Raw genomic sequence first — 23,404 nt, forward strand, 5'->3', positions numbered from 1 at the left:
TCACTCCCCCCTCAGCTCTTTCAGTACTTCGTAATCCTCCGGTGTGTCGACATCATAGAAAAGCAGCGGCTTTTGGAAATCGATGATTTTCCCCTGCTGAAAAAGTTCCCCCCGGATGATGGACCGTGCCCCCTGATCTCCTTTTAGTGCTTGCAGAAGAGGAAAACAGGCGCTGGAAAAGAGGACGGGCGGCATCGGGACCTTCTGGCTTGCGGGGGCGACAAACAGGCACTCTTCTTCCTTATAGCAATCTATTAATCTGTTAATCTGTTCAGCTCCAACCAAAGGCTGGTCTGCGAGAAGAATGACTGCCGCATCTGCTTTGCTGCGTACAGCCTCCCGGATGCCGCATGAGATTGAATGGCCCTGGCCCCTGGCCGCTTCCCTGCAGACCACGCGGCTCCATTTGTGTGAGTAGGGCAGTTTTAAAAAAGAAGGCTGCAGCCATTTTAATAAATCTTCCTTTTCAGTGACAATCACAATATGATCCAGCCTGGAAACCAGTGCTTCCCCCAGGGCGGCTGAACCGAGCGGCATACCATGGTAAGGGAGGAAACGCTTATCCTTCCCCATCCGCCTGCTCCTGCCGGCAGCGAGATAGATGCCGGCGATTTTCATGGACGGCCCCTCAATTTCCGGATCATTTCGCCGACAATGCTGACAGCGATCTCCTCGGGGCCCTTCGCTCCGATCGGGAGGCCGGCAGGAGAATGGACTGCCTCCGGGGCAGTTCGGCCGCCCAGGAGGCGTTCTGTCCTTCTGGCAGGACCCAGCACGCCTATGTAGGACAGGGGGGCATCCTTCATGCGCGCCAGAATCATCCGGTCCTTCTCGAATTGGTGGGTCATAATGACAGCAAAGTCCCTTTTTGAAAAAATGATTTTATCCAGCACTTCTTCTGCTTTTCCAACAATCCATCCGGCAGCTTCAGGGAAATGTTCAGGAGAGCATAGAGCAGGCCGCCAATCAACTATTAAAACCTTGAATCCGGTTCTTGCTGCCAGGGAAACGAGAGGCCTCGCATCCTCCCCTGCCCCGAAGACATACAGGCGCGGCACTGGAAAGATGGGATGGACGAAAAATAAATCAGGACCTCCCTCCGTTTCATTTAGAAGAATAGGATCCTTTCTATCCACTTCCAGTGTAAATGGGAAATTGCTGCTTCCAAATTTCGTCCCATCTTCCGCTATATACACTTCTCCCTTCAGGTCGAACGAGTCTGTCAGCCGGATGATTCGTACAACAGCCTTGCCTTTATCCAGGTTCTCTTTTAAAAGGAGCAGATGCTGCCTCAATTCCTTTGTAATCGGCTCTAGCAGGATGGTAATCACACCGTTGCATCCTGCCCCCTGCCCCCAGGACAGATCATCCTCGCTGCTCAGGTCATATTGGACTGCCGAGGATTTCCCTTCTGCATGGACGGCTTTGGCCCTAATCGCCAGATCCTCCTCCAGGCAGCCGGCTGTCAAAGTCCCTATCCTCTCCCCGTTTGCCATCAGAAGCATGGCAGCTCCCTCTTTCTTATAAGATGACCCTTCGACATGTATGATCACAGCAAGCGCTATTGGAAGTTCCCCGGCAGCCGCGGCGGCTTCCAAGATTCGATGCATATCCTCCATGTACTTCCCTCACTTTTTATAGCCTCTTCTATCCATATTCCTGAGGGCCTATCCTTATTTTGAAAGTGCGGTGATTTTCTTCTCATTGGATTGGCGGCTAACTAAATGCATTTCGTTGCTCGGGGTTATAGATATCAAAAGCAAGCGGCCTTTCATGGAATTTAATATCCGGGCTGAGGCACCTCCGGCCCACTCACGAGCCACGGTGTCTGTCCCCCTGGCCTACTTGAGCCAAGGGGACAGACACCCTGGCCCACTTGCCCATTTCCCATTATTTCCTTACACTTGAGGTAATTGATTAGAAACGTGTGGTGATGGGTGTGTTTAAGATTTTGCTGATTGAGGATGACCGGTCTCTTTTTCAGGAGATGGAGGAGCGGCTGGGACAGTGGTCGTATGAGGTGCATGGGATTAAGGATTTCAGCCTGGTGATGGAGGAGTTTGCGGAGATTAGGCCCGATTTGGTAGTCATTGATATTCAGCTGCCCCGCTTCGATGGCTTTCATTGGTGCCGGATGATCCGGTCGGGTTCGAATGTGCCGATCATCTTTTTGTCGTCTCGGGACCATCCGACAGATATGGTGATGTCGATGCAGCTGGGTGCAGATGATTTTGTGCAGAAGCCGTTTCATTTTGAGGTGCTCATTGCCAAGATCCAGGCGATCCTGCGCCGCGTTTACAGCTACAGCACGGATGAAGTGAAGCTGAAGACATGGTGCGGTGCTGCAATCGACTTTGAACGGGGCATCGTGGAAAATGAAACCGGGCGAGTGGAGCTGACCAAGAATGAAATGTTCATTCTAAAGCAGCTGGTTGAGCAGAAGAACAAGATTGTGACGCGTGACCAGCTGATTAGCAGCCTGTGGGATGATAAGCGCTTCATCAGCGACAATACCCTGACGGTTAACATCAATCGCCTGCGCAAAAGGCTTGATGAAATCGGTCTCGGCAGCTTTATCGAGACAAAGGTCGGAATGGGCTATATGGCATTGGAGGAGCAGAGCACATGATACGCCGTTTTCTGCGGGAGCGGCTTAGCTGGACTCTGTTCTTCCTGTTCGCCCACGCTTTGCTGCTGTTCATCTCATTCGTCGATTCTGCCATTCCCTTCGATAGCATTCTGTACTTTGCGGGACTGTCTTTCATTTCGTTTCTGATATTCCTGGCAGTCCGCTATCAGCGGGAGGCTCGCTTTTATAAAAACCTGGAGGAACGGTTAGGGGACCTGGATCCAGGCAGTCTCCCCTCCTCCTCCAGCCCGTTTGAAAAGGTTGTGGAAGAAGCCATGTATGAGCAGTCCGCCCTTTTGAAAAAAGAGGCCCAGGATCTCCACCTTGCTCTGGAGACAGAAAAGGACCAGATGCTTGCCTGGATCCATGAGGTTAAAACACCTCTGACCGCTTTGCACCTGATGATTGAAAGGATGGAAGACGGACCGCTCAAATCGAGCCTTACCTATGAATGGCTCCGCATCCACCTGCTTCTCGACCAGCAGCTTCACCAGAAGCGGATCCCTTTTATTGAGAATGACCTGTACATACAGAAGATTGATCTGGAGGAAGTCTTCCACCATGAGCTGCTGACGATGAAAGCCTGGTGCATCCAGAAAGGGATCGGCTTTGATATCAGCCTTGAGGAGACAGAGGTGCTGACAGACGGCAAATGGCTGGCTTTTATCATCAGGCAGATCCTGACGAACAGCATCAAATACAGCGATGCAGGAGACATTAAGATCAAGAGCTGGAAACAGCACGGGCAGACAAAGCTTGAAATCCGCGATTTTGGAAGGGGAATCGACCCGAGGGACCTGCCCCGTATTTTTGATAAAGGCTTTACCTCTACATTCAAGCATGAAGACCATGCTGCTACAGGGATGGGGCTGTATCTCACAAAAAAAGCGGCCGTTCCTCTTCTCATTGAAATAGAGGTGCAATCCGCTCTTAGAGAAGGCACGGCTTTTACCCTTTCCTTTCCAAAGAGAAATGATTTTTCCCAAGTGATCAGCATGTGACAAGATTGTCACATGCTTTTCCTTTTTGTTCGTCTGCTGCAAGGATTTCCATCAGGGTTCTTTTTATAATAAGACTATCAAGATTAGAGGAGGAAGCTTACATGGCGATTCTAGAAGCAATCAAGCTCCATAAAAGCTACGGCACGAAGCTGAACCGACAGGAGGTGCTGAAGGGCATTGACCTGGCGATTCACGAAGGCGAGTTCGTCGGCATCATGGGGGCCTCCGGCTCGGGAAAAACAACCTTGCTGAATGTATTATCATCGATCGATAAAGCAACCGGCGGAACGATCCGGATTGAAGATAAGGAAATGACAGTCATGAAGGAAAAAAAGCTGGCTGAGTTCAGGAAAAATCACCTCGGCTTTATTTTTCAGGATTATAACCTTCTGGACACACTGACGGTAAAGGAAAATATCCTTCTGCCGCTGTCCATTTCGAAGGTAGCAAAAAAGGAGGCAGACCAGCGCTTCCAAACCATCGCATCTGAACTTGGCATCATGGACCTGAAAGATAAATACCCGAATGAAATCTCCGGCGGACAGAAGCAGCGGACATCGGCAGCGCGGGCTTTTATCCATGAGCCGAGCATTATTTTCGCCGACGAGCCGACGGGGGCGCTCGATTCAAAGGCCGCCGCAGATCTTCTGAACAAGCTTGGCGGATTGAATGAAAGCCGCAGGGCGACAATCGTCATGGTTACCCATGATCCCGCCGCGGCGAGCTACTGCAGCCGCGTGATTTTCATCAAAGATGGGCAGATCTATACGCAGCTGAATAAAGGAGAGCAGACAAGGCAGGCTTTCTTCAAGGATATTATGAAAACGCAGGCTGTGCTGGGCGGTGTGCAGGATGAGCGTTAACCAGCTGATTTGGAAGAACCTGAAGAAGAATGTGAAGAATTATTATCTGTATATCTTCGCGCTTATCTTCAGCGCAGCCTTGTATTTTGCGTTTGTCACCCTGCAGTACGACCCGGCGATGGATGAGATTGAGGGCTCCATCAAGGGCGGGGCCGGAATGAAAGCGGCCTCTGTACTTCTTGTGGCCATTGTGGCAGTCTTTCTTGTTTATGCCAACAGCCTGTTTACGAAAAGGCGCAGCCGGGAGATCGGCTTATTCCAGCTGATCGGCATGACAAAAAGCCGGATTTTCCGTATCCTGACCGCAGAGAATTTCATGCTCTACTACGGCTCACTCCTCATCGGCATGATGGCCGGTTTCCTGGTTTCCAAGCTGATGATGATGATTCTGTTCAAAATCACTGGTGTTGATGAGGTGGCTGAGCTCTATTTTTCCAATAAGGCTCTCGTACAGACCCTTATCGTCTTTACGGCCATCTACCTGCTCATTATGCTGGTAAACTATCTATTCATTAAAGGACAGAGCATCCTGTCGCTCTTCAGGGTCCAGTCATCCGCTGAAGAAAAGATCCGGAAAATGTCTATTTTCAATATCATCATCGGCATTCTCGGCATCATCCTGATTGCGGCCGGCTATTATGTGTCAGGCATACTGTTTGAAGGAGATTTCACATCGATGCCGGAACTGTTTGGGGCGATGATCTTCATTTTAGGAGCTGTCATTCTCGGGACCTATTTCTTCTATAAAGGCTCAGTCAGCTTCATCATCTATCTGATTCGCAAGAAAAAGGACGGATATTTGAATGTAAAAGAAGTGCTCTCCCTTTCGTCCATCATGTTCCGGATGAAATCGAATGCGCTGCTGCTGACAATCATCACTACGGTTTCCGCCCTGGCGATCGGATTGCTTTCACTCAGCTATATCTCCTATTATTCGGCTGAAAAGATGGCGCGGGATAATGTGCCAAATGATTTTTCCTTCACGGTCGAAGATAGCGCGGTGCGGTTCAGGCAGGAGCTGGACTCAAAAAACATTGATTACAGGGAAAAACGGATTGAAGTAGTTACAGCCTCTATTGATGTCAAAGACATTCAAGGGAAAAAGCTGGAGGAAATGAATTTCGATACCGATAAGATGGACTTGCCGGTCATCAGTGAAAGCTCGGCCGGGAGAAAAGACCTTGATGAAAATGAGGCCATTTTTACAGGCTACAGCGACGTTCTTCAAAGGTTCATGCCCTTGAAGGATTCCGGAAAGGTTAAGCTTCATACCAAGGAAAAAGAAATTCCGCTCAATTACATTGGCCTGGAAAAGGATTATTTGATTCCGCTTTACTATACAAGAGGCGGCCTCCAGACTGCCATTGTAGATGACGCTGTTTTTGAGCAGCTGAAGGCGGAGATGGATCCCGGACTGCAGGCTGAAAATAATGTATATATCGGCATTGATATAAAAGATCCGGAACGCCTAAATGACGCCAATGAAGCCTTCCATGCGCTCCAGCTTGGCGAAAGCGGAGAGAACGATTCACAGCTTGATGTCATGATCAGCCAAAAGAGCAATATGGGGCTCATCATGTTCATTGTGGGCTTCCTGGGGCTTTCGTTCCTCGTCACATCCGGCTGTATCCTCTATTTCAAGCAGATGGGCGAAAGCGAGGACGAAAAGCCGAACTTCACGATTCTCCGCAAGCTCGGCTTCACAACAGGAGATCTCATGAAGGGCCTTCAGGCCAAGCAGCTGTTCAGCTTCGGGATTCCGCTTGCGATCGGCCTTGTACACAGCTACTTCGCCGTCCAATCCGGCTGGTTCATGTTCGGAGCCGAAGTATGGACACCCATGATCAGCGTCATGATCCTATACACCATCCTCTACTCCATCTTTGGCATACTATCAGTCCTGTACTCCAAAAAAGTCGTGAAGGATGCGCTATAAGCGAGCCAGGGGGTCTGTCCCCTTGGCTTAAAAGAGAGCCAGGGGGACAGACCCCCTGGCTCAAATCAATTGCCCGACCATATAGATTGCCATGGCCCAGATGATGAGGGCCGAGATTTTGTTCATCAAGCCAAGGACTTTGCCGTTTTTGTCGATTTGGCCGAGCTTCCTGCCTCCGAAAGCCAGGCCCAGGAACCAGATCCAGGAGACGCCGATGCATCCGGCGGAGAACAGCACTTTCTCATAGCCTTCATATGCCAGGGAGCTTGTACCTATCACACCAATCGTGTCCATAATGGCATGAGGATTCAGCAAGGAGACAGAAGCGGCGAAGGCAATCTGGCGCTTTGCCGTGAAGCTGCCCTTCCCTTCTCCTGCTGCGGGCTCCGGCCTGCTTTTCCACATCTGCCAGCCCATATAAGCAAGAAAGATGGCTCCTGCTGCAAACAGCAGCATCCGCAGCCAGTCAAAGCTTAAAACAACAATGGACACCCCCGCAACCGCGAGCGAAATCAAAATGGTATCGCATATCCCCGCCGTCACCACTGCCGGCAGCGCACCGGTAAACCTTTTATGCAGAGCACCCTGATTAAAGATAAACACATTCTGAACGCCAAGCGGCAGAATCAGGCCGAAGGCGAGTATGATTCCGTGAAGCAATACTTCCACTTCCCATTACCCCCTATCCTTTAATAGAATAGCGGAGGAAAGCGATTCTGTCTTCAGAAAATTGTCCGGTCTGCCCTTTAAGAATCAGCTGCCTCGCTTCCGTGCCAAGGGACCTGACCCCCCGGCCCAAATTATCAACTTTAATAAGGTAAATATGATTAATTGAAAATCGCCTGCTGTCCGGGACAAAAGAAATTAAATTAGTCCCAATCAGGATCCCACTAGGGAGGAAGCTATTTTAAAACAGATTTGCTTGTGCCTATCCCTTGACAAACCACACCCTAATATATAATAATTTATATCTGATTATAATAATTATAGATAAGTAATAGTGACGTCCTGAGGGCATGCTATTATTTTCTAAAAAAAATACTTAGGAGGAATTCAAATGTCTTTAATTGGAAAAGAAGTACTGCCATTCTCAGCAAAAGCTTACTTTAACGGTGATTTCATCGATGTAACAGAAGAAAACTTTAAAGGAAAGTGGAGCGTAGTCTGCTTCTACCCTGCAGATTTCACTTTCGTATGCCCAACTGAGCTTGAAGACCTTCAGAACGAATATGCAACTTTGAAAGATCTTGGAGTTGAAGTGTACTCTGTTTCAACAGACACTCACTTTACACATAAAGCTTGGCATGACCACTCAGAAGCAATCAGCAAGATCGAGTACGTTATGATCGGTGACCCATCACAAAAGATTACTCGCAACTTCGATGTTCTTGACGAAGAGGAAGGCCTTGCAGACCGCGGTACTTTCATCATCGATCCAGACGGCATCATTCAGACAGTTGAAATCAATGCAGGCGGCATCGGCCGTGACGCAAGCACAATCGTCAACAAAATCAAAGCAGCCCAATATGTACGCAACAATCCAGGTGAAGTTTGCCCTGCTAAATGGCAGGAAGGCGGAGAAACACTTAAGCCAAGCCTTGACCTTGTAGGAAAAATCTAAGGAGAGAAATTCAAATGGTACTAGATGCAGATATAAAAGCACAGTTAGCTCAATATCTTCAATTAATGGAAAGCGAGGTCCTGCTCAAGGTCAGCGCAGGCTCTGACGACGTCTCCCGCGATATGCTGGCACTGGTAGACGAATTGGCCTCCATGTCATCCAGCATTAAGGTGGAAAAAGCAGAATTGCATAGGACACCAAGCTTTAGTGTGAATCGGATCGGTGAAGATACAGGAGTAACTTTTGCCGGTATCCCTCTAGGACATGAATTCACTTCACTGGTGCTTGCTTTGCTGCAGGTCAGCGGAAGGGCACCTAAAGCCGACCAGAAGGTTATTGACCAGATTAAAAACATCAAAGGCGAATATCGCTTTGAATCATATATCAGCCTGAGCTGCCATAACTGCCCTGATGTGGTACAGGCACTCAATCTGATGAGCGTTCTCAATCCAAACATCACGCATACGATGATTGACGGCGCCGCTTTCAAGGAAGAAGTCGAAAGCAGAGACATCATGGCTGTTCCGACAGTCTTCCTGAACGGCGAATCATTCGGCAGCGGCCGCATGAGCCTTGAAGAAATTCTTGGCAAAATGGGCAGCGGCCCGGATGCATCCGAGCTGTCTGATAAAGACCCTTACGATGTCCTTGTTGTCGGCGGCGGCCCTGCCGGCGCGAGTGCGGCAATCTATGCGGCACGTAAAGGCATCCGCACCGGCATTGTAGCCGAGCGTTTCGGCGGCCAGGTTATGGATACTCTTGGCATCGAGAACTTCATCAGTGTCAAGCATACGGAAGGCCCTAAGCTTGTTGCAAGCCTTGAGGAGCATGTGAAAGAGTACGGCATTGATGTTATGAACCTTCAGCGCGCGAAGAGCCTGGAAAAGAAAGACCTGATCGAACTTGAACTTGAAAATGGCGCTGTGCTGAAGAGCAAGAGCGTCATCCTTTCAACAGGTGCCCGCTGGCGCAATGTCAACGTCCCTGGTGAAGCTGAGTTCAAGAACAAAGGTGTGGCATACTGCCCTCACTGTGACGGCCCGCTCTTTGAAGGTAAGGATGTTGCCGTTATCGGCGGCGGAAACTCCGGAATTGAAGCGGCAATCGACCTGGCCGGCATTGTCAAGCACGTAACTGTCCTTGAATTCATGCCTGAGCTGAAGGCCGATGCTGTCCTCCAGGACCGCCTGTACAGCCTGCCTAACGTAACTGTCCTGAAGAACGTTCAGACAAAGGAAATCACCGGTACTGATAAAGTGAACGGCATTTCCTATATTGACCGTGAGACAGGAGAAGAGCATCATGTTGAGCTTCAGGGTGTCTTCGTTCAAATCGGTCTTGTGCCAAACACAGACTGGCTCGGCGATTCAATCGAGCGTACACGCTTCGGCGAAATCATCGTGGACAAGCACGGCGCGACCAATGTCCCTGGTGTATTTGCGGCCGGCGACTGCACAGACAGCGCCTATAAGCAAATCATCATTTCCATGGGATCCGGCGCGACTGCTTCCCTCGGTGCGTTTGATTACCTGATCCGCAACTAAAATGAAAGCCGCTCTGCTATTGCAGCAGAGCGGCTTTTTTATATATTTTCTACGGGTGCCGCAGCAGCAAGAAAAAAACTGACTGGCATTAAACCAATCAGCTCCCTTTATCACCCGGCAGACAACTTCCCCGCCACTTTTTTCTTCCTTTTCCCTGGTTCCGCCCATAAGAATGAAAGGCCAATCGAAAGGACAATCATAACGGCTGCAAAATAAAAGGGATAGTCAAAATCCACATCAAAAAGCATCCCGCCGATGACCGGTCCCAAAACATTGCCTATGCTTGTAAACATTGAGTTCATGCCTCCGACAAACCCCTGCTCATTCCCTGCTATCTTCGAAAGATAAGTGGTAGCGGCAGGCCTTATCAAATCAAAGCCGACGAAAACCGTCATTGTAACCATCAGAATCGCTGCATAAGAGTTCACCGTCGTCATCAGATATACAAGCACAGCCGAAAAGATCAAGCAATAGCGGATGAGCCGGATTTCCCCGAGCCAAATCGTGAGCTTGCTAAAGAAGACAATCTGGACGATGGCACCAAGAATGGCTCCCCCTGTAATCATAATAGCGATATCTTTCGGCGAAAATCCGAACTTGCGGTCGGCAAATAATGAGAACAGCGACTCAAAGGACGCCAGGCCAAAGGCAGAGATCAGAATGATCACAAACGGGATGAAATAGATTGGTGCGAAGACCCTCTTTAAGCCTGCTTTCTGTGTCCCGGCTTCCTCAGCTTCCTCATTTTCCGGATTCCGTTCCGGCTCTTTCAGCGTCATCAGCGATAATACAGCCGCACCAAGGGCAAACGCCGCCGCAAAAAAGAACGGAAGCCTTGTGTCAACTTCAGCCAAAAATCCGCCGATGGCAGGCCCGATAATGAATCCTGTCGAGATGGCCGCGGACATATAGCCAAGCGCTTTTGGCCTGGATTTAATCGTTGTAATGTCAGCAATAAACGCCGTAACAGCAGGCATGATGAACGCCGCACTCACGCCTCCAAGGATGCGGGAGACAAATAGAGGCATAACAGACTGCCCCAGGCCGAACAAGAGCTCAGAGGTGCTGAAAATGAACAGGCCAATCACAATCATCCTCTTCCTGCCGAACTGGTCTGCCCATCTTCCCGCTATAGGCGACACAATCAGCTGGGCGCCCGCGAAGGCAGCAATCATATAACCGACAACCGTACCCGATATATTCAATTCATTCATAATGGCAGGTGTAACAGGAATCACTAGGCCGATTCCTAAAAAGGCAATCAGCAGATTCATAAGCAGAATGGCCAAAGCAATGTTATTTCTTTTCATACCTTTTCCTCCTGTAAGTATCATGTCCTGCTGCGCTTACTGGATACCCCTCTCCAATAGACACGCCAGGAAAAATCAAGCTTCTCCTGGACCCTTGATGCATCTCCTGTCAACAGCTCGAAAAACAAACCATCCAGCACACCCGTATACGCCACTGCGGCCGGCCTCGCCCCCAACTCGCTGTCAATCCGTCCGTCCTCTTCTCCCTTACTGGCAGCGAGAATAAGCATTTCTTCGAGATGATCGACATATTTCCGGCCGAATTCCTCCGCCTCTTTTGAAAGATGGGCAGGCTGAAAAAAGAGCATCCTTAATAAAAACTTCGTAAAGTCATCGTTTCCATAGCGGTCACGGTATTGTAAAAGAAAACCATAAAGGAAGTCCTCAAGCCGGCTCTCCTTATGGGTTTCTGTATAGTCATCCAAAAACCTCAGTTCTTCCTCCAGCACATCATCCAGCACTTCCAGCAGCAGCTCATCTTTTCCTTTGAAGTGTGTATAGATAGACTGCTTCCTGATACCGACTTCTTCTGCAATATTCGCCATCGAGGCCCCTTCATAGCCGAACTGGGCAAAATGCTTCAGAGCAGTCATTTTGATTCTTTCACTGGTCAGCTCAACAGCCACAGTTAAATCCCCTTCCTAACGTTCGTTAGTCATATTAAACACCGAAACCGCTGGAAAGTCAACCGAATGATTTGAGTTTCTCACCCTCCTGAAAAAAGAAAAGCCGCCAGAGACTGGCAGCTGATTTTCCCCTGTTCAATATTAAGAGCCGGAGATACTCTTTCCTCCCCTGGCTTCCATGGTGCTGATCCGCTCCATCCCGGCAATGATAGGCTTGGCACGCTTGATTAAGGTCTTGGTTGATTCAAGGGACAAAGAGTTTTGATGGGCAGCCTCATTGCTCCACACCTCGTATACATAGACAGCATCCGGCTCAGCTTCTGATGTATGGACATGATAGATTTCGCATTCATTCAGTTCCTTCATGGCTTCCGCTGCTTCAAGAAGGATACTGACCATATGATCCCGTTCCCCTTCTTTTACTGTAAACCTGCCGAACAGACTGAATTTATTCATGTAGTGTCCTCCTATTATTTAGACTGCTATAAGAATGCCCAGATCCTTTAATTTGCAAGCACAGCAGCAGGCAGAATTTCTTTCCTCACCCAGCCGGTCATCCCGTCCTTTTTGATCAGTGCAAAGCCTGAGCAGCTGTCATCCAGAACAGACACAGCATCCCCTTTACTCACGGCTATAAGGGAGCAGGAAACATCAGATTTCACCTTGTACCTGCCATTCTCTTCTTGCAAGATGTATTCATTTTTCACATAAAGCAGCTCGTCCTTACCCGGCTGCCTGCATAAGGTAAAATACTCATCTTCTTCAAAAGGAACGATATCATAATCAGGGTAAAGTATGGCCCCCTTCATATCAAAGGTTTCAGAGAAATCCTTAACGGCCCGGCAAGCAGGGATTCCGTCCACATAGGCATGGGAGAACATATCCTCACCAGCATTCCTCTGGATGATGAAGGCGTTCAATTGCCCTTTATCCTTCACCCTGTTCCCGCCATCGATGCTGATTATTTTTTTCTCCCGATCAATGATTGGATTATCACTCGGAATATCTTTAGAATAATTCACAACAGGCCAATGGCCGACGACTACAAACTTCTCTGCCTGATGGGATTTTTCCAGAAAAGAAGGAATCGAAATAGCCTTATCCCTGTCTGTCTCCCTCCAATTTCCCAAATTCTCCAGCCCTGCGTGGACAAAGATATAATCTTCTGTTTCGATAGCTGTCGGCAGGCTGGACAGCCACTCGATTTCCTCTGAAAAATGCTCTATCAAGACTTCTTTTACCTCACTGATGCTTGTCTGTTCATTCAGCGGGAACCCCGCGTCTGCCAGCCATTCATTGAAAAGGCAATAGCGCCTTGAGAGTAAATATCTGATAAGCAATGGATTTTCTGCAAGCAGCTCCCCAACCAGAGCCTCGCAATTTCCTTCAATCACCTGCACCCGGGGATTGAGCGATGCAAGCTCCATTATGTATTTCACAGTCTCCTTGCTGTTCCTGCCCTTTTCACAAATATCGCCGTTGATAATGAGGTAATCCTCACTGTTAAAATCAACCTTTTCCAAAAGCTCCTTGAAAAGGCCAATTTCTCCGTGGATATCCGAAGTGACGATTATCCTGGCATCCTTTGGTATGTGCATTTCTTTTATTTTATCCACTAGCGTTCTCCTTCTGTCTCCTTATTTTTACGATAATAACAGGATTCGTTTCTGAAAAAGGAAACCCTTCATATTAGGCATCATCAGAGTCGTCCAATGGCGGCGGCTCTGGCACCCTCTGATTGCATTTTTGTGATTCAGGGGGTTTTAGTTTCTCTGACTAGCACCCTCTGATTTGGTTTTTATGATTCAGAGGGTCTTAGTTTCTCTGACTAGCACCCTCTGATTTGGTTTTTATGATTCAGAGGGTCTTAGTTTCTCTGACTAACACCCTCTGGTTTGGTTTTTGTGATTCAGAGGGTCTTAGTTCCTCTGACTAGCACCCTCTGGTTGCAATTTTGCGATTCAGAGGGTCTTAGTTCCTCTGACTAGCACCCTCTGATTTGGTTTTTATGATTCAGAGGGTCTTAGTTTATCTGACTAGCACCCTCTGGTTTGGTTTTTGCGATTCAGAGGGTCTTAGTTTCTCTGACTAACACCCTCTGGTTGCAATTTTGTGATTCAGGGGGTCTTAGTTTCTCTGACTAACACCCTCTGGTTTGATTTCTGTGGTGCAGAGGGTTTTAGTTTCACTGCCTGGCATCCTTTGGGCCTATTCCTTTCCCCTTTGCTCCAAGGCCTGCTTTTCATTTCCTCTCTTGAAATTGCCAGTTGCCTTCGCCATGATTAATTGTGTTTCCTTTTCGTTTAAAGCTGAATCCATTCTTTTTAAAAACCTCTCAGCCTCTTTTCCTTTGAGAATCTTCACTTGCTTTCCGAAATACTCCAGAAAAACTGTATTCTCTTTATTGATACGATAACTGAAGGGGGTCTCTCCCAGCCGGTTTCTTTTATCGGTATTCATCTTTTCCCTCTATTCATGAAGCGCTGAAATAGCTCTTACGGATAGATTCTCCATTGTTGGGCTTCATCCCTCTTCTGTCTTTAAGATTCTTCCACAATAAAATACTTGCAAGAAGTTTCCCTTCGTCATATTATATGTTTAAACACTTAAACACTTAAACACTTAAACTTTTAAACATTTATATAAAAGATGGAGGTTTTAATGATGAAAAAATCTGTTTTAATTACAGGCGCAACCAGTGGCTTAGGATATGACTTTGTAAAATTGTTTGCTGCAGACGGTTATGACTTGGTATTGGTGGCCAGGAATAAAGCAAAGCTGGAGGAAATTAAAAAAGAGTTCCAAGATCTTTCGGTTTTAACCATCAGTAAGGATTTGAGTATAGCAGGCGCGGCAAAAGAGGTTTATGAGGAAGTCTCAGCGGCTGGAATATCCATTGATGTGTTAGTGAATAATGCAGGCTTTGGGCTTATGGGGCCATTCCATGAGCTGGATATTCGGAAGCAGGCAGAAATGATCCAATTGAATGTCACCGCCCTTACTGAGCTGACCTATCATTTTCTGCCTGGACTTAAGAGTCAAAAGGATAAGGCCAGAATCCTGAATGTTGCCAGTACTGCCGCCTTCCAGCCTGGCCCTTTAATGGCTGTTTATTATGCGACGAAAGCTTATGTATTATCATTGTCAGAAGCCCTGGCTGAAGAACTGGCAGATACAAATGTCACCGTCACCACCTTATGTCCGGGTGCCACTAAGACCAATTTTGCCTCTGTTGCAAAGGTGGAAAAAACCAAAATGTTCAGCGGAGCCATGGATTCAAGTGAGGTTGCACAGCAGGGATACCGGGCCCTGATGGCTGGAAAGCGTGTGGTCATTACGGGCACCTCGAATAAGCTTGGGGCCTATGCCGCAAAATTTCTTCCAAGAAGCGCGGCGGCCAAGATCGCTAAATATGTTGCAAAAGACGCTTAAATAAGCTTTAATTATGGGAGAAAAAGGCTAAAGGAGTTTGTTCGATGGGACAGCAGGCAATTGAAGTATTCCGTTCATGCATACCGCTTTTCACGGCATTAAGCGATCCCGCAAGACAGGATATCATTTTACTCTTGGCCGATCATGAAAGCTTAAGTGTAAATGAAATAGCGGATCAGTCTGCCTTATCCAGGCCGGCTATTTCCCATCATTTAAAAATCCTTCGGGAGCAGAAGCTTGTTGCAATGGAACAGCGGGGTACGCAGCGTTATTATTCCCTTACACTGGACCAATCAGTTGAGATGCTGAAGGCCCTGATCCATATCGTTGAGTCGGAGTGTTTGTAATCATTGGCATGACAGTTTAAAGCCAGCAAATAAAATATACTAATATATCCTTTATAAGATTCTCCTGCAGCCCAGGGGGATCTTATTTTTTTCATCATACTGCTTGTAATCTTTGTAAGCCCCAGCATTTTACAAGTTAATTCAGAAACGATTTCCTTCCGCCTAAAATCAGCTTATACTACTAATAAATTCATGTTCTCAGGGAGAGGGATTTTAGTATGAAAGAGAGATATGAGCGTCTCAGCGGCGGTTTCCACAATGAAGTATTCTACGATAAAAACGATAATAGAATCATAAGGATTTCTGCTAACGGCAAGTCAGCAGAAGAAGTACGGCAGGAGCTTAAGTGGATGGATTTCTTACACAGAAACGGAATTCCTTTATCAAAACCTGCCCAGGAAATCGAACTGGAAGGCAGACTGGTAAAGACTCACTTCGAATTTGTCAAAGGGAACCCTGTTGACGTGACCGATCCCGCCCATTGGAACGAAAGGAATTTTGAACAGTTCGGCCGGATATTGGGGAGGATGCACGCTTTATCAAAAGAATATAGGATTGAGGGTAATAGGCGGCCTGTTTGGACGAAAGAGAATCCGGATGTGTTTGGCATCAAAAATGATCTTGCTGGCTGGCTAGAGAAGGAATATGACCGTCTGATGGAAGACCTGCAGCCATATAAACTGTCCCTGGACACTTTTGGGCTCATCCACAATGACTTTCATCAAGGGAATTTTATCGTTCGGGAAAATGGGGAAATCGTGGTAATCGACTTTGACGAATGCGCCTGTAATTGGTTCGCGCAGGATCTGGCCGTGCTGTTTTACCACGCCTACTGGCAGCAGGACTCGTTCATCGGGGAGGCAGAAGCTTTCTCACGCTGGTTTATGCATCATGTTTTTAGCGGATATCAGTCCGAAACAGAGCTCCATCCCGACACAATTGCCCAGATACCGATTTTTTTAAAATTAAGGGAGATTTTCTTATTTCAGTTATTCCGCCGAAAATGGGATAAAGCTCATTTAGAAGATTGGCAGGAATATACACTCGAGGATTTGAAGCGGAAGATTAAGAATCGTGAACCTTATGCGGGAGTAGAGGACTTCTCTGCTTATCTATGAACAGTTGCCCGGAGAGAACCGGAGGCTTTGCTTCAGCAGCCCGAGGGATAGACTGCCGGCGTTTAGTCCTGCAAAATGATAAAGCCAGCTTCGAATTGAGCGGCCGGCTTTTTTTTACGCAGGGGCTCCGAGATCCGCGATTGACCAAAAGAAAACCAGCAGCCCATTCAAAAACAGGGCTTTTCCCCCTGGAACGAACAGCCAAGCCGGACAATACAGTGATAATAGCTTAAAGGCACGTTCTGTTGGCCAAATATGTAAAGGGGATTGGGACAATGGGAATTCGGAATGGGAAGGAATTCATTGAACGATTGGATCTGATGGAAAATGAGGTCTGGCTGGACGGGGAAAGGGTCGCGGGGAAAATTTCGGAGCATCCTGCTTTTAAAGGAATTGTGACGGCAAAGGCCTCTCTCTATGATAAGCAATGCGATCCGCAATTGCAGGAAGAGCTGACATTTCGCATACCTGGCACCGCAGAGCTGGCAGGCCTGTCATACCTGAGGCCTCAAACAAAAGAGGATCTGCTGAAGAGAAGAAAAATGACTGAGCATTGGGCAATGAGCACCCACGGCATGATGGGCAGAAGCCCGGATTATATGAATACGGCGGTCATGAGCCTTGCTGCCTCTGCCTCTGTCCTCGCGGGCAGGGAAAACTGTTTTCCCGGGCATGTGCAGGCACTTTATGAACGTGCTATCCATGAGGATCTCTCGTTCACGCACACGCTCATCACCCCCCAGGTCAACCGTTCTGCCTTCTACTTGGGCTCTGACACCCCGATCTCGGCGAAGGTAGTGGAGAAGAACCATAATGGCCTGGTCATCAAGGGCGCCCGCCTTTTGGCGACCCAGGGAGGATTGACCGATGAACTGCTGGTGCTCAGCTCACCCGGCAGGTTTGATACGGAGGAGGCATTTGCTTTTTCCATCCCCTCCAACACGGATGGGCTGCGATTCATCTGCAGGGGATCCTTTGCAGGCGATGGCTCTGCCTTTGATTACCCCCTCAGCTCCCATTACGATGAAATGGATGCTATCGTCGTGTTTGATGATGTCCTGGTCCCTTGGGAAAGGGTATTTCTCTATGACAATGTCGAGGCTGCGCTGGCGTTCAAAAATAAGAGCAGCTTCCATTCCTTTGCCTATCACCAGGCATTGATCAGGCAGATCGTAAAAACGGAATTCATCCTCGGCATTGCCGAATCTATTGTAAAGTGCCTCAATGTCAGTGAATATCAGCATATACAAGCCAAGATGGCCGAAATCATCATAGGCCTCGAATCGATGAAAGCGCTGCTCGAGAAGTCAGAAAACGATGCAATTCCCGATGAATTTGGATGCATGCGCCCGAGCATTGTCCCTCTCCAGATTGCCAGTAATCTTTTCCCTGAACTATATCCCCGTTTTTGCGAGATCATCCAGGTTATCGGCGCAAGCGGCCTGACTTCACTGCCGACTGAAAAAGATTTTGAATCAGGCATCCGGGCTGACCTTGATCAATATCTTCAAGCGGAAGGCTTGAATGCAAAGGAACGGGTCCAGCTCTTCCGTTTGGCCTGGGATTTGACGATGAGCCCCTTTGGCACAAGGCAGACCCATTACGAAAGATATTTCTCCGGCGATCCGGTCCGGCTTGCAAGCACTTTATATCATACTTATCCAAAGGAAGACTTTGTCCGCAACATCAGTGAATTCCTGCAGCAGCGAAAATCAGATTAGTATTAAACAAAGCCGCATCCCCCTGCAACAAGGATACGGCTTTTTGAAATTAATGGGACTTCCCCTTGACCAGCTTCAGTGTCGCAACAATCAGGAAGCTGACAATCACCAGCAGCAGCCAGGAGCTTACCTTGCCAAGGTGGACAAGGCTCCAGGCATCCTGCTGGTTCGGATATTCCCACGCCCCGAAAAAGGTGGCGATATTTTCTGCTATCCAGATAAAAAATCCGATCAGTACGAATGATAGGGAAATCGGCATACGGTGCTTGATTCCTCCAACCTCATAAATGACCCAGGAACGCCAAAAGACTATGATTACAAGCCCCGAGAGCCACCAGCGGATGTCCATCCAATAATGATGTGTGAAAAAGTTCAGGTAGATGGCAGCAGCCAGCGGGACAACCAGCCAAAACGGCGGCCACTCTACCAGTTCAACCTTCAGCCTCCGCCACGCCTGGCAAAGATAGCTGGCAACGCTCGCATACATGAATCCGCTGTATAACGGTACGCCTCCAACCTTGAAGAAGCCTTCTTCCGGATAAGACCAGGAGCCCATATGGACCTTGAACAGCTCAAGCGCAAGCCCGATCAGGTGAAAAAGTGTGATAACCTTTAATTCATCGCGCGTTTCAAGTCCTGAGCGCAGCATCACCCATTGCATCACAAGGCAGATGAGGAGCAGCCAGTCATACCGCGGCAGGAACGGAAGCGGGATGATCTTCGTCAGGGCCAAGGAAGCAAAGATAACGACAGGGAAAAGGCAGGACAACGCCTGCTCCCAGCCAAAACGGCAGAGCTGCTGTGCTCCTCCAATGACCTGCATCCTTACTTTTCTTTTCTTAACATCATTCTGGATGGCTATGCTCATATGAAACCTCCCCTTATCTGGACAGAATTTGAACTAATTCATCGTTCCGGCTCTTCATCGTCCTTTTGGTATTCCAGGATATCCCCCGGCTGGCAGTCCAGCGCCTTGCAGATGGCTTCCAGAGTCGTCAGCCGGATTGCTTTTGCTTTTCCATTTTTCAATATGGAAAGATTGGCCATGGTGATGCCGACCCTTTCTGACAGCTCAGTCACGCTCATTTTGCGTTTCGCCAGCATCACGTCGATACGAATGATAATTGCCATGTTTTCACCTCAGACCGTCAGATCATTTTCTGACTTGATATCGATCGCATTCTTCAGTAATTTTTGGAGGACAGCGGCAAATACAGCAATCACAACGGAACCGAAAATGATGATCAATCCGATCAGGATGATGCCGGGGGCATCGTCGATCTCTGCCGCAAAATAAAAGAGCGGCATAGCAGCTGTATACAGCAGCATAATCGCAGCGGCACAATTTCTTATCGTCCTCAAAGCCCTCACAGCCATTTCTGAGAATGCGTTGTTATGGTCGATATAATTTAAAAGCTTAAATGCCTGAAACAAAGCAGCGAAAAACGGAATGGCCGATATATACATAACCGCCAAAATGCCATACAGCAGATTCCGCCATCCCAAACCGCTTTGGCTTGCATTGATTGCAAGAGAAGGCAGTCCGAATAAACATAATGCCAGTATCGGAGCCCCGATAAGGAAGATGGCTATTTTCAAAAAGAGTGTTTCCCTTTTCATTTCATACACCTCACAGGTTAAGTTATATTGATTTTAAATTATTTTTTATTGTTTTTCAATAAACTTTTAATGATTTTTATCATTTTTTTGTTGCGATAAGGATTTCCCCCCTTAGAAACAAGCTTGCATAAAGAGAGCCCGGCTCATGAGAGATCAGCATTCAAAATCCTGTTTTAAAACCAACCTCAAGGGTAAGAAAACTATATGGCTTATAAGTGATATACATCACAAAGCAACTATATGGTGAGAAAGGATTGACTAATCAATGGATAAAGACATGCCAAAACAGATTCCCGGACAAATGCAGGAACGCCAGCCAGGCTTTGAAAATGAAATGGAGCCCCGCCCCGACTTCACGCAGAATCTTGCAGGAAAAGGTGAAAGGCTGTCAGGCAAAACCGCGTTGATCACAGGCGGAGACAGCGGGATCGGCCGTGCTGTCGCTGTTGCTTTTGCGAAGGAAGGCGCTGATGTAGCCATTTCCTATCTCGATGAGCATGACGATGCGGAGGAAACAAAAAAGTATGTAGAGCAGGAAGGCCGCCGCTGCCTGCTGATTGCCGGCGATATCGGTGAAGAATCTTTTTGCCAGGAAGCCGTGGAAAAAGTGGTTTCTGAATTCGGCAAGCTCGATATCCTCGTCAACAATGCCGGGGAGCAGCATACCCAGCCATCCATTAAAGACATCACGGCAGAGCAGCTTGAGCGCACATTCCGCACCAATATCTTCAGCATGTTCCATCTGACAAAAGCTGCACTTGACCATATGAAGCCTGGCAGCTCTATCGTCAACACCACGTCCATCACAGCCTTCCAGGGCGCGCCGAAGCTGATTGACTATTCTTCAACGAAAGGTGCCATCCTTGCCTTTACACGTTCCCTTTCAGGATCTCTGGTCGAACAGGGAATCCGGGTAAATGCCGTGGCGCCAGGCCCGATCTGGACACCGCTCATCCCCGCTTCTTTTTCTAAAGACGAGGTAGACGGTTTTGGCAGCGAAGGAGAATTCAAGACGCCAATGGGACGCCCGGGACAGCCGAGCGAACTTGCGCCAGGCTATGTATACTTTGCATCTGATGAATCTTCTTATGTAACTGGGCAGGTGCTGCATATTAACGGGGGCACTCCGTACTAAGAGTGCTGCAAAGCGTTTACGTAAAAAAATAAGACCCGTACTCTTGTTGATTCAGGAGCCGCGGGTCTTTTTTTGCTTTTATTCATCTTTATTCAACACAATGCTATAAGAAATGTTCAGCTTGTCCCAAATCCAAGCTTGAAGAATGTCCTCCAGAATCTTCCGCTCTGCTTCCTCATTCAGGTTTTCGGCAACTCCCAGCTCCTCAAAGGTAAAAGTTTCACATGTGCGTGAATTGATGTATTTTGTATCAAAAGAAAAAGTGACGTTTTTGGCCATTGTGTCCCCCTGTGCAGAATTTATATGTATAATACCATAATTAACCATAATTTTATCAAAAAGAAAGCTGCCCCGCCCGGCAGCCCTCTTTAATCTTATAGCCTAATACCCCCACCCATAAGGATACCCTCCATAATTGGAGCGATAACCGCGGTTTTGTTCTGCAGCCTCAGCAGCCGCTTTAGTTTGATGGACGGTGCCAAATGGATGATTGGGAGGCGCATAGATCGAGTACAGCTTCAGCGGTTTGTTCCCGGTGTTCGTAAGGTTATGCCATGTGCCTGCAGGAATGAATATGGCCGAATCATCGTACACATTTCTCCTGAAATCCAGATTATTTTTCTTCTTCCCCATCTGGACGACACCCTGGCCTTTTTCTATACGGAGGAACTGGTCGAGGTTATTATGCCTCTCGAGTCCAATGTCCTCGCCGGGCTTCAGGCTCATCAGCGTCAGCTGCAGGTGCTTGCCTGTCCAGAGAGCTGTACGAAAGTTTTTGTTCTGTTTCGTCGCTTCATTGATATTCACGACAAACGGGTTGGGGCCATAATCCTTTAGCGGCACCCGAAAGTCCCCATGGGGCAAGGAATAAAAGCTGCTTCCATACCCTGCCTCCAGCGGATAGTGCCCGAACAAAGGCTGACTCCTGACTCCGGCAAGCCGCTCCACTGGATAAGGACACATATGATATCCATACATAATTTCTCAGTCCCTTCACTTCTATTCGGGATATCTTATGCATGGAAATAGGTGAATGACATACTTTTAAAATCAGAGAGATCTTTTCTTCCCCTAGTCCTATAGCACTTAATCTAAATCCTTGGCTTCAGGAGGCATCAATTTATTCAAAACTATGTTACGCTTATTAGAAAGGCTGAATATGTCAATAATTTAATGGGGTGCAAATTTGAAAAGTACTCGTGTAAACGAAGTGAATGAGCTTCAAAGCCTTGCCAAAGGACATGTACTATATTTTTTCAGGAACCAGGAGCTTTACCTCTCGCATGTAGAAGAGTATATCATCACCGGAATTAAACTGAATGAATATTCCGTTATTATAGAAAATGACCGATTGACTTCAATGATTAAACATAGACTTTCCAAAAAATTAGATGACCATTGCCTGCAGAAAGTCGTTTTTATAAACAACTATGACTTTTATTATGCAAAAGGCGATTTCCGGGTGAATTCAATCTTTGATTATCTTCCAAAGGTACTGGACGATTATTCAGAAGAGAATGCTGTAGTACGAAGCTGGGCTCATGTAGAATGGCGGGACGAAGAAGAAATAAGCAGCAAATTACTGGCATCTGAAGAAGAAGCGGATGCCATCGTGTCCGATAGCAGAATCCTATCGGTTTGCGCCTATGACTCAGAGCTGGCAAGCGATGATTTTAAGGCAGGTCTTCTCGCCTGCCACAACTATCTGCTGTGTGATAAATAGAGTTAAATGGCTTCCGGGTAACCCCGGGAGCTTTTTTGTTTTCTCCTGCCTTTGCAGTTTACAAAAACCGCCAGCTTAAATAATCCTCCGTGGGGAAAAATAATCCGCGTATATGCAAAAAGGAGGATGAACATCAATGGATATGAAGCATCTGGCTCCCCATGAATCATTGGATTTACATGAGATCGTCAACTTCAAAACACTCTGCGTCGCAAAATCAAAGCTGATGCAGGGGCTTGTTTTTGATGAAGACTTAAAGGCCCTTATGCAGAAAGATCTGGAGCAGTCCAAAAAAGACCTTACCGAGCTTCAGGCCCTTTATGAACGCGTCCCATTTAGTGCTCCTGTCCCGGAAAGCCGTCCAACACCCATCATTAATTGAAAGGAGGCAATCTTAAATGAACCAAGATTATTTAGATCCCATCAATGCCTTAAATATGCCTGAGCTGGCTGATATGACATTCGCCCTCGATTTTCTCATCCGAACAAAGGAAGCTGTAAGAAATATGGCTGTGGCATTGACGGAAGCAGCTACACCCGATGTACGGGTGCTGCTTAGGAAACAGCTTATGCAGGGCATTCAGATGCATCAGGAAATTTCGGAGCTCATGATCAGCAAGAAATGGTTCCACCCTCATGACCTGAGCGAACAATACAAGCTGGACCAGCTCTCAGCCAAAAATACAATCATGATTGGCAGCATGAATCTGTTCCCACGTGAAACGAACAGAAAAGGCATGTTTGACCGGACACCTGATGAGTCCCATTAATATTGGAG

Annotated in this window: 27 protein-coding genes; 14 read left to right on the top strand and 13 right to left on the bottom strand. The window is 47.6% G+C overall.

Annotated elements, in window-relative coordinates:
• Both N288_RS22760 and N288_RS22765 read right to left on the bottom strand, forming a co-directional pair.
• Positions 1-618 carry an NTP transferase domain-containing protein gene (locus N288_RS22760; protein ID WP_009794419.1) on the bottom strand — a complete coding sequence of 206 codons (618 nt, stop codon included), beginning with the start codon at positions 616-618 and terminating at the stop codon, positions 1-3.
• Positions 615-1,619 (bottom strand): XdhC family protein, encoded by a 1,005-nt coding sequence (locus N288_RS22765; protein WP_009794420.1) that lies wholly within the window; start codon positions 1,617-1,619, stop codon positions 615-617. The genes N288_RS22760 and N288_RS22765 overlap by 4 nt, the downstream gene beginning before the upstream one ends.
• 320 nt (positions 1,620-1,939) lie before the next feature.
• Here N288_RS22765 and N288_RS22770 point away from each other — a divergent pair, with 320 nt between their 5' ends.
• The 4 genes from N288_RS22770 to N288_RS22785 all read left to right on the top strand — a co-directional run bounded on the left by N288_RS22770 (position 1,940) and on the right by N288_RS22785 (position 6,429).
• Positions 1,940-2,629: a response regulator transcription factor gene (locus tag N288_RS22770; RefSeq protein WP_022544541.1), complete on the top strand. Its 690-nt coding sequence runs from the start codon at positions 1,940-1,942 to the stop codon at positions 2,627-2,629.
• Positions 2,626-3,630 carry a sensor histidine kinase gene (locus tag N288_RS22775; protein ID WP_009794422.1) on the top strand — a complete coding sequence of 335 codons (1,005 nt, stop codon included), beginning with the start codon at positions 2,626-2,628 and terminating at the stop codon, positions 3,628-3,630. Before N288_RS22770 ends, N288_RS22775 begins: the two co-directional genes overlap by 4 nt.
• Before the next feature lie 101 nt (positions 3,631-3,731).
• Positions 3,732-4,493, top strand: coding sequence for an ABC transporter ATP-binding protein (locus N288_RS22780; protein WP_009794423.1), 762 nt, complete (start codon positions 3,732-3,734; stop codon positions 4,491-4,493).
• Positions 4,483-6,429, top strand: coding sequence for an ABC transporter permease (locus tag N288_RS22785; protein WP_009794424.1), 1,947 nt, complete (start codon positions 4,483-4,485; stop codon positions 6,427-6,429). Before N288_RS22780 ends, N288_RS22785 begins: the two co-directional genes overlap by 11 nt.
• A 60-nt stretch (positions 6,430-6,489) precedes the next feature.
• Here N288_RS22785 and N288_RS22790 read toward each other — a convergent pair whose 3' ends face one another.
• Complete coding sequence (locus tag N288_RS22790) at positions 6,490-7,098, bottom strand: LysE/ArgO family amino acid transporter (protein ID WP_009794425.1); 609 nt, start codon at positions 7,096-7,098, stop codon at positions 6,490-6,492.
• A gap of 388 nt (positions 7,099-7,486) precedes the next feature.
• Between N288_RS22790 and ahpC the strand changes: the two genes are divergently transcribed.
• A complete protein-coding gene (gene ahpC / locus N288_RS22795; RefSeq protein ID WP_009794427.1) occupies positions 7,487-8,050 on the top strand; it encodes an alkyl hydroperoxide reductase subunit C in 564 nt (187 codons plus the stop codon).
• A 14-nt stretch (positions 8,051-8,064) separates the two neighbouring features.
• Positions 8,065-9,594, top strand: coding sequence for an alkyl hydroperoxide reductase subunit F (ahpF, locus tag N288_RS22800; protein WP_009794428.1), 1,530 nt, complete (start codon positions 8,065-8,067; stop codon positions 9,592-9,594).
• Positions 9,595-9,704: 110 nt separating this feature from the next.
• Here ahpF and N288_RS22805 read toward each other — a convergent pair whose 3' ends face one another.
• The 5 genes from N288_RS22805 to N288_RS22825 all read right to left on the bottom strand — a co-directional run bounded on the left by N288_RS22805 (position 9,705) and on the right by N288_RS22825 (position 13,990).
• Positions 9,705-10,904, bottom strand: coding sequence for an MFS transporter (locus N288_RS22805; protein ID WP_022544542.1), 1,200 nt, complete (start codon positions 10,902-10,904; stop codon positions 9,705-9,707).
• A gap of 20 nt (positions 10,905-10,924) precedes the next feature.
• On the bottom strand, positions 10,925-11,530 hold the full coding sequence (locus N288_RS22810) for a TetR/AcrR family transcriptional regulator (protein ID WP_009794430.1): 606 nt from the start codon (positions 11,528-11,530) through the stop codon (positions 10,925-10,927).
• Positions 11,531-11,671: 141 nt separating this feature from the next.
• Complete coding sequence (locus tag N288_RS22815) at positions 11,672-11,986, bottom strand: putative quinol monooxygenase (RefSeq protein ID WP_009794431.1); 315 nt, start codon at positions 11,984-11,986, stop codon at positions 11,672-11,674.
• A 47-nt stretch (positions 11,987-12,033) separates the two neighbouring features.
• Positions 12,034-13,146 carry a metallophosphoesterase gene (locus N288_RS22820; protein WP_009794432.1) on the bottom strand — a complete coding sequence of 371 codons (1,113 nt, stop codon included), beginning with the start codon at positions 13,144-13,146 and terminating at the stop codon, positions 12,034-12,036.
• A gap of 592 nt (positions 13,147-13,738) precedes the next feature.
• Entirely contained in the window at positions 13,739-13,990 is a 252-nt protein-coding gene (locus N288_RS22825) for a hypothetical protein (protein WP_009794433.1), read from the bottom strand.
• A gap of 204 nt (positions 13,991-14,194) precedes the next feature.
• On the opposite strand from N288_RS22825, the gene N288_RS22830 reads away from it, so the two are divergent.
• The 4 genes from N288_RS22830 (at position 14,195) to hpaB (ending at position 18,148) form a co-directional block, all read left to right on the top strand.
• Entirely contained in the window at positions 14,195-14,962 is a 768-nt protein-coding gene (locus N288_RS22830; protein WP_022544543.1) for an SDR family NAD(P)-dependent oxidoreductase, read from the top strand.
• Between the two features lie 44 nt (positions 14,963-15,006).
• The gene (locus N288_RS22835; protein WP_009794435.1) at positions 15,007-15,309 is read left to right on the top strand and encodes an ArsR/SmtB family transcription factor; all 303 of its coding nucleotides are present in this window, start codon (positions 15,007-15,009) and stop codon (positions 15,307-15,309) included.
• A gap of 218 nt (positions 15,310-15,527) precedes the next feature.
• Positions 15,528-16,427, top strand: a complete 900-nt coding sequence (locus N288_RS22840) for a phosphotransferase enzyme family protein (protein WP_009794436.1) — start codon at positions 15,528-15,530, stop codon at positions 16,425-16,427.
• A gap of 275 nt (positions 16,428-16,702) precedes the next feature.
• A complete protein-coding gene (hpaB, locus tag N288_RS22850; protein ID WP_022544544.1) occupies positions 16,703-18,148 on the top strand; it encodes a 4-hydroxyphenylacetate 3-monooxygenase, oxygenase component in 1,446 nt (481 codons plus the stop codon).
• A gap of 49 nt (positions 18,149-18,197) precedes the next feature.
• Here the strand turns inward: hpaB and N288_RS22855 are convergent, their stop codons facing one another.
• The 3 genes from N288_RS22855 to N288_RS22865 all read right to left on the bottom strand — a co-directional run bounded on the left by N288_RS22855 (position 18,198) and on the right by N288_RS22865 (position 19,768).
• Entirely contained in the window at positions 18,198-18,971 is a 774-nt protein-coding gene (locus N288_RS22855; RefSeq protein ID WP_035402928.1) for a DUF817 domain-containing protein, read from the bottom strand.
• Positions 18,972-19,054: 83 nt separating this feature from the next.
• Positions 19,055-19,279 carry a helix-turn-helix domain-containing protein gene (locus tag N288_RS22860; RefSeq protein WP_009794440.1) on the bottom strand — a complete coding sequence of 75 codons (225 nt, stop codon included), beginning with the start codon at positions 19,277-19,279 and terminating at the stop codon, positions 19,055-19,057.
• Positions 19,280-19,288: 9 nt separating this feature from the next.
• A complete protein-coding gene (locus N288_RS22865; RefSeq protein WP_009794441.1) occupies positions 19,289-19,768 on the bottom strand; it encodes a DUF2975 domain-containing protein in 480 nt (159 codons plus the stop codon).
• A gap of 265 nt (positions 19,769-20,033) precedes the next feature.
• On the opposite strand from N288_RS22865, the gene N288_RS22870 reads away from it, so the two are divergent.
• Positions 20,034-20,903, top strand: a complete 870-nt coding sequence (locus N288_RS22870) for an SDR family oxidoreductase (protein ID WP_009794442.1) — start codon at positions 20,034-20,036, stop codon at positions 20,901-20,903.
• 78 nt (positions 20,904-20,981) lie between these two features.
• On the opposite strand, the gene N288_RS22875 is transcribed toward N288_RS22870, so the two are convergent.
• Positions 20,982-21,182 carry a hypothetical protein gene (locus tag N288_RS22875; RefSeq protein WP_022544545.1) on the bottom strand — a complete coding sequence of 67 codons (201 nt, stop codon included), beginning with the start codon at positions 21,180-21,182 and terminating at the stop codon, positions 20,982-20,984.
• 102 nt (positions 21,183-21,284) lie between these two features.
• Entirely contained in the window at positions 21,285-21,881 is a 597-nt protein-coding gene (locus tag N288_RS22880) for a cupin domain-containing protein (protein WP_009794444.1), read from the bottom strand.
• Between the two features lie 208 nt (positions 21,882-22,089).
• Here N288_RS22880 and N288_RS22885 point away from each other — a divergent pair, with 208 nt between their 5' ends.
• From N288_RS22885 to N288_RS22895, 3 genes are all read left to right on the top strand, one after another.
• The gene (locus N288_RS22885; protein WP_022544547.1) at positions 22,090-22,626 is read left to right on the top strand and encodes an MEDS domain-containing protein; all 537 of its coding nucleotides are present in this window, start codon (positions 22,090-22,092) and stop codon (positions 22,624-22,626) included.
• A 136-nt stretch (positions 22,627-22,762) separates the two neighbouring features.
• Positions 22,763-23,008 carry a hypothetical protein gene (locus N288_RS22890; protein WP_009794447.1) on the top strand — a complete coding sequence of 82 codons (246 nt, stop codon included), beginning with the start codon at positions 22,763-22,765 and terminating at the stop codon, positions 23,006-23,008.
• A gap of 16 nt (positions 23,009-23,024) precedes the next feature.
• Entirely contained in the window at positions 23,025-23,396 is a 372-nt protein-coding gene (locus tag N288_RS22895) for a spore coat protein (protein WP_009794448.1), read from the top strand.
• Positions 23,397-23,404: the final 8 nt, after the last annotated feature.

Origin of the sequence: Bacillus infantis NRRL B-14911 (assembly GCF_000473245.1) — a bacterium.
In the GTDB taxonomy this organism is placed as follows: Bacteria; Bacillota; Bacilli; order Bacillales; family Cytobacillaceae; genus Bacillus_AB; species Bacillus_AB infantis.

Coding starts and splice junctions, on each gene's coding strand:
- N288_RS22760 (WP_009794419.1), bottom strand. CDS start 618: ATGAAAATCGCCGGCATCTATCTCGCTGCCGGCAGGAGCAGGCGGATG.
- N288_RS22765 (WP_009794420.1), bottom strand. CDS start 1,619: ATGGAGGATATGCATCGAATCTTGGAAGCCGCCGCGGCTGCCGGGGAA.
- N288_RS22775 (WP_009794422.1), top strand. CDS start 2,626: ATGATACGCCGTTTTCTGCGGGAGCGGCTTAGCTGGACTCTGTTCTTC.
- N288_RS22780 (WP_009794423.1), top strand. CDS start 3,732: ATGGCGATTCTAGAAGCAATCAAGCTCCATAAAAGCTACGGCACGAAG.
- N288_RS22785 (WP_009794424.1), top strand. CDS start 4,483: ATGAGCGTTAACCAGCTGATTTGGAAGAACCTGAAGAAGAATGTGAAG.
- ahpC (WP_009794427.1), top strand. CDS start 7,487: ATGTCTTTAATTGGAAAAGAAGTACTGCCATTCTCAGCAAAAGCTTAC.
- ahpF (WP_009794428.1), top strand. CDS start 8,065: ATGGTACTAGATGCAGATATAAAAGCACAGTTAGCTCAATATCTTCAA.
- N288_RS22805 (WP_022544542.1), bottom strand. CDS start 10,904: ATGAAAAGAAATAACATTGCTTTGGCCATTCTGCTTATGAATCTGCTG.
- N288_RS22815 (WP_009794431.1), bottom strand. CDS start 11,986: ATGAATAAATTCAGTCTGTTCGGCAGGTTTACAGTAAAAGAAGGGGAA.
- N288_RS22825 (WP_009794433.1), bottom strand. CDS start 13,990: ATGAATACCGATAAAAGAAACCGGCTGGGAGAGACCCCCTTCAGTTAT.
- N288_RS22830 (WP_022544543.1), top strand. CDS start 14,195: ATGAAAAAATCTGTTTTAATTACAGGCGCAACCAGTGGCTTAGGATAT.
- N288_RS22835 (WP_009794435.1), top strand. CDS start 15,007: ATGGGACAGCAGGCAATTGAAGTATTCCGTTCATGCATACCGCTTTTC.
- N288_RS22840 (WP_009794436.1), top strand. CDS start 15,528: ATGAAAGAGAGATATGAGCGTCTCAGCGGCGGTTTCCACAATGAAGTA.
- hpaB (WP_022544544.1), top strand. CDS start 16,703: ATGGGAATTCGGAATGGGAAGGAATTCATTGAACGATTGGATCTGATG.
- N288_RS22855 (WP_035402928.1), bottom strand. CDS start 18,971: ATGCAGGTCATTGGAGGAGCACAGCAGCTCTGCCGTTTTGGCTGGGAG.
- N288_RS22860 (WP_009794440.1), bottom strand. CDS start 19,279: ATGGCAATTATCATTCGTATCGACGTGATGCTGGCGAAACGCAAAATG.
- N288_RS22865 (WP_009794441.1), bottom strand. CDS start 19,768: ATGAAAAGGGAAACACTCTTTTTGAAAATAGCCATCTTCCTTATCGGG.
- N288_RS22870 (WP_009794442.1), top strand. CDS start 20,034: ATGGATAAAGACATGCCAAAACAGATTCCCGGACAAATGCAGGAACGC.
- N288_RS22875 (WP_022544545.1), bottom strand. CDS start 21,182: ATGGCCAAAAACGTCACTTTTTCTTTTGATACAAAATACATCAATTCA.
- N288_RS22880 (WP_009794444.1), bottom strand. CDS start 21,881: ATGTATGGATATCATATGTGTCCTTATCCAGTGGAGCGGCTTGCCGGA.
- N288_RS22890 (WP_009794447.1), top strand. CDS start 22,763: ATGGATATGAAGCATCTGGCTCCCCATGAATCATTGGATTTACATGAG.
- N288_RS22895 (WP_009794448.1), top strand. CDS start 23,025: ATGAACCAAGATTATTTAGATCCCATCAATGCCTTAAATATGCCTGAG.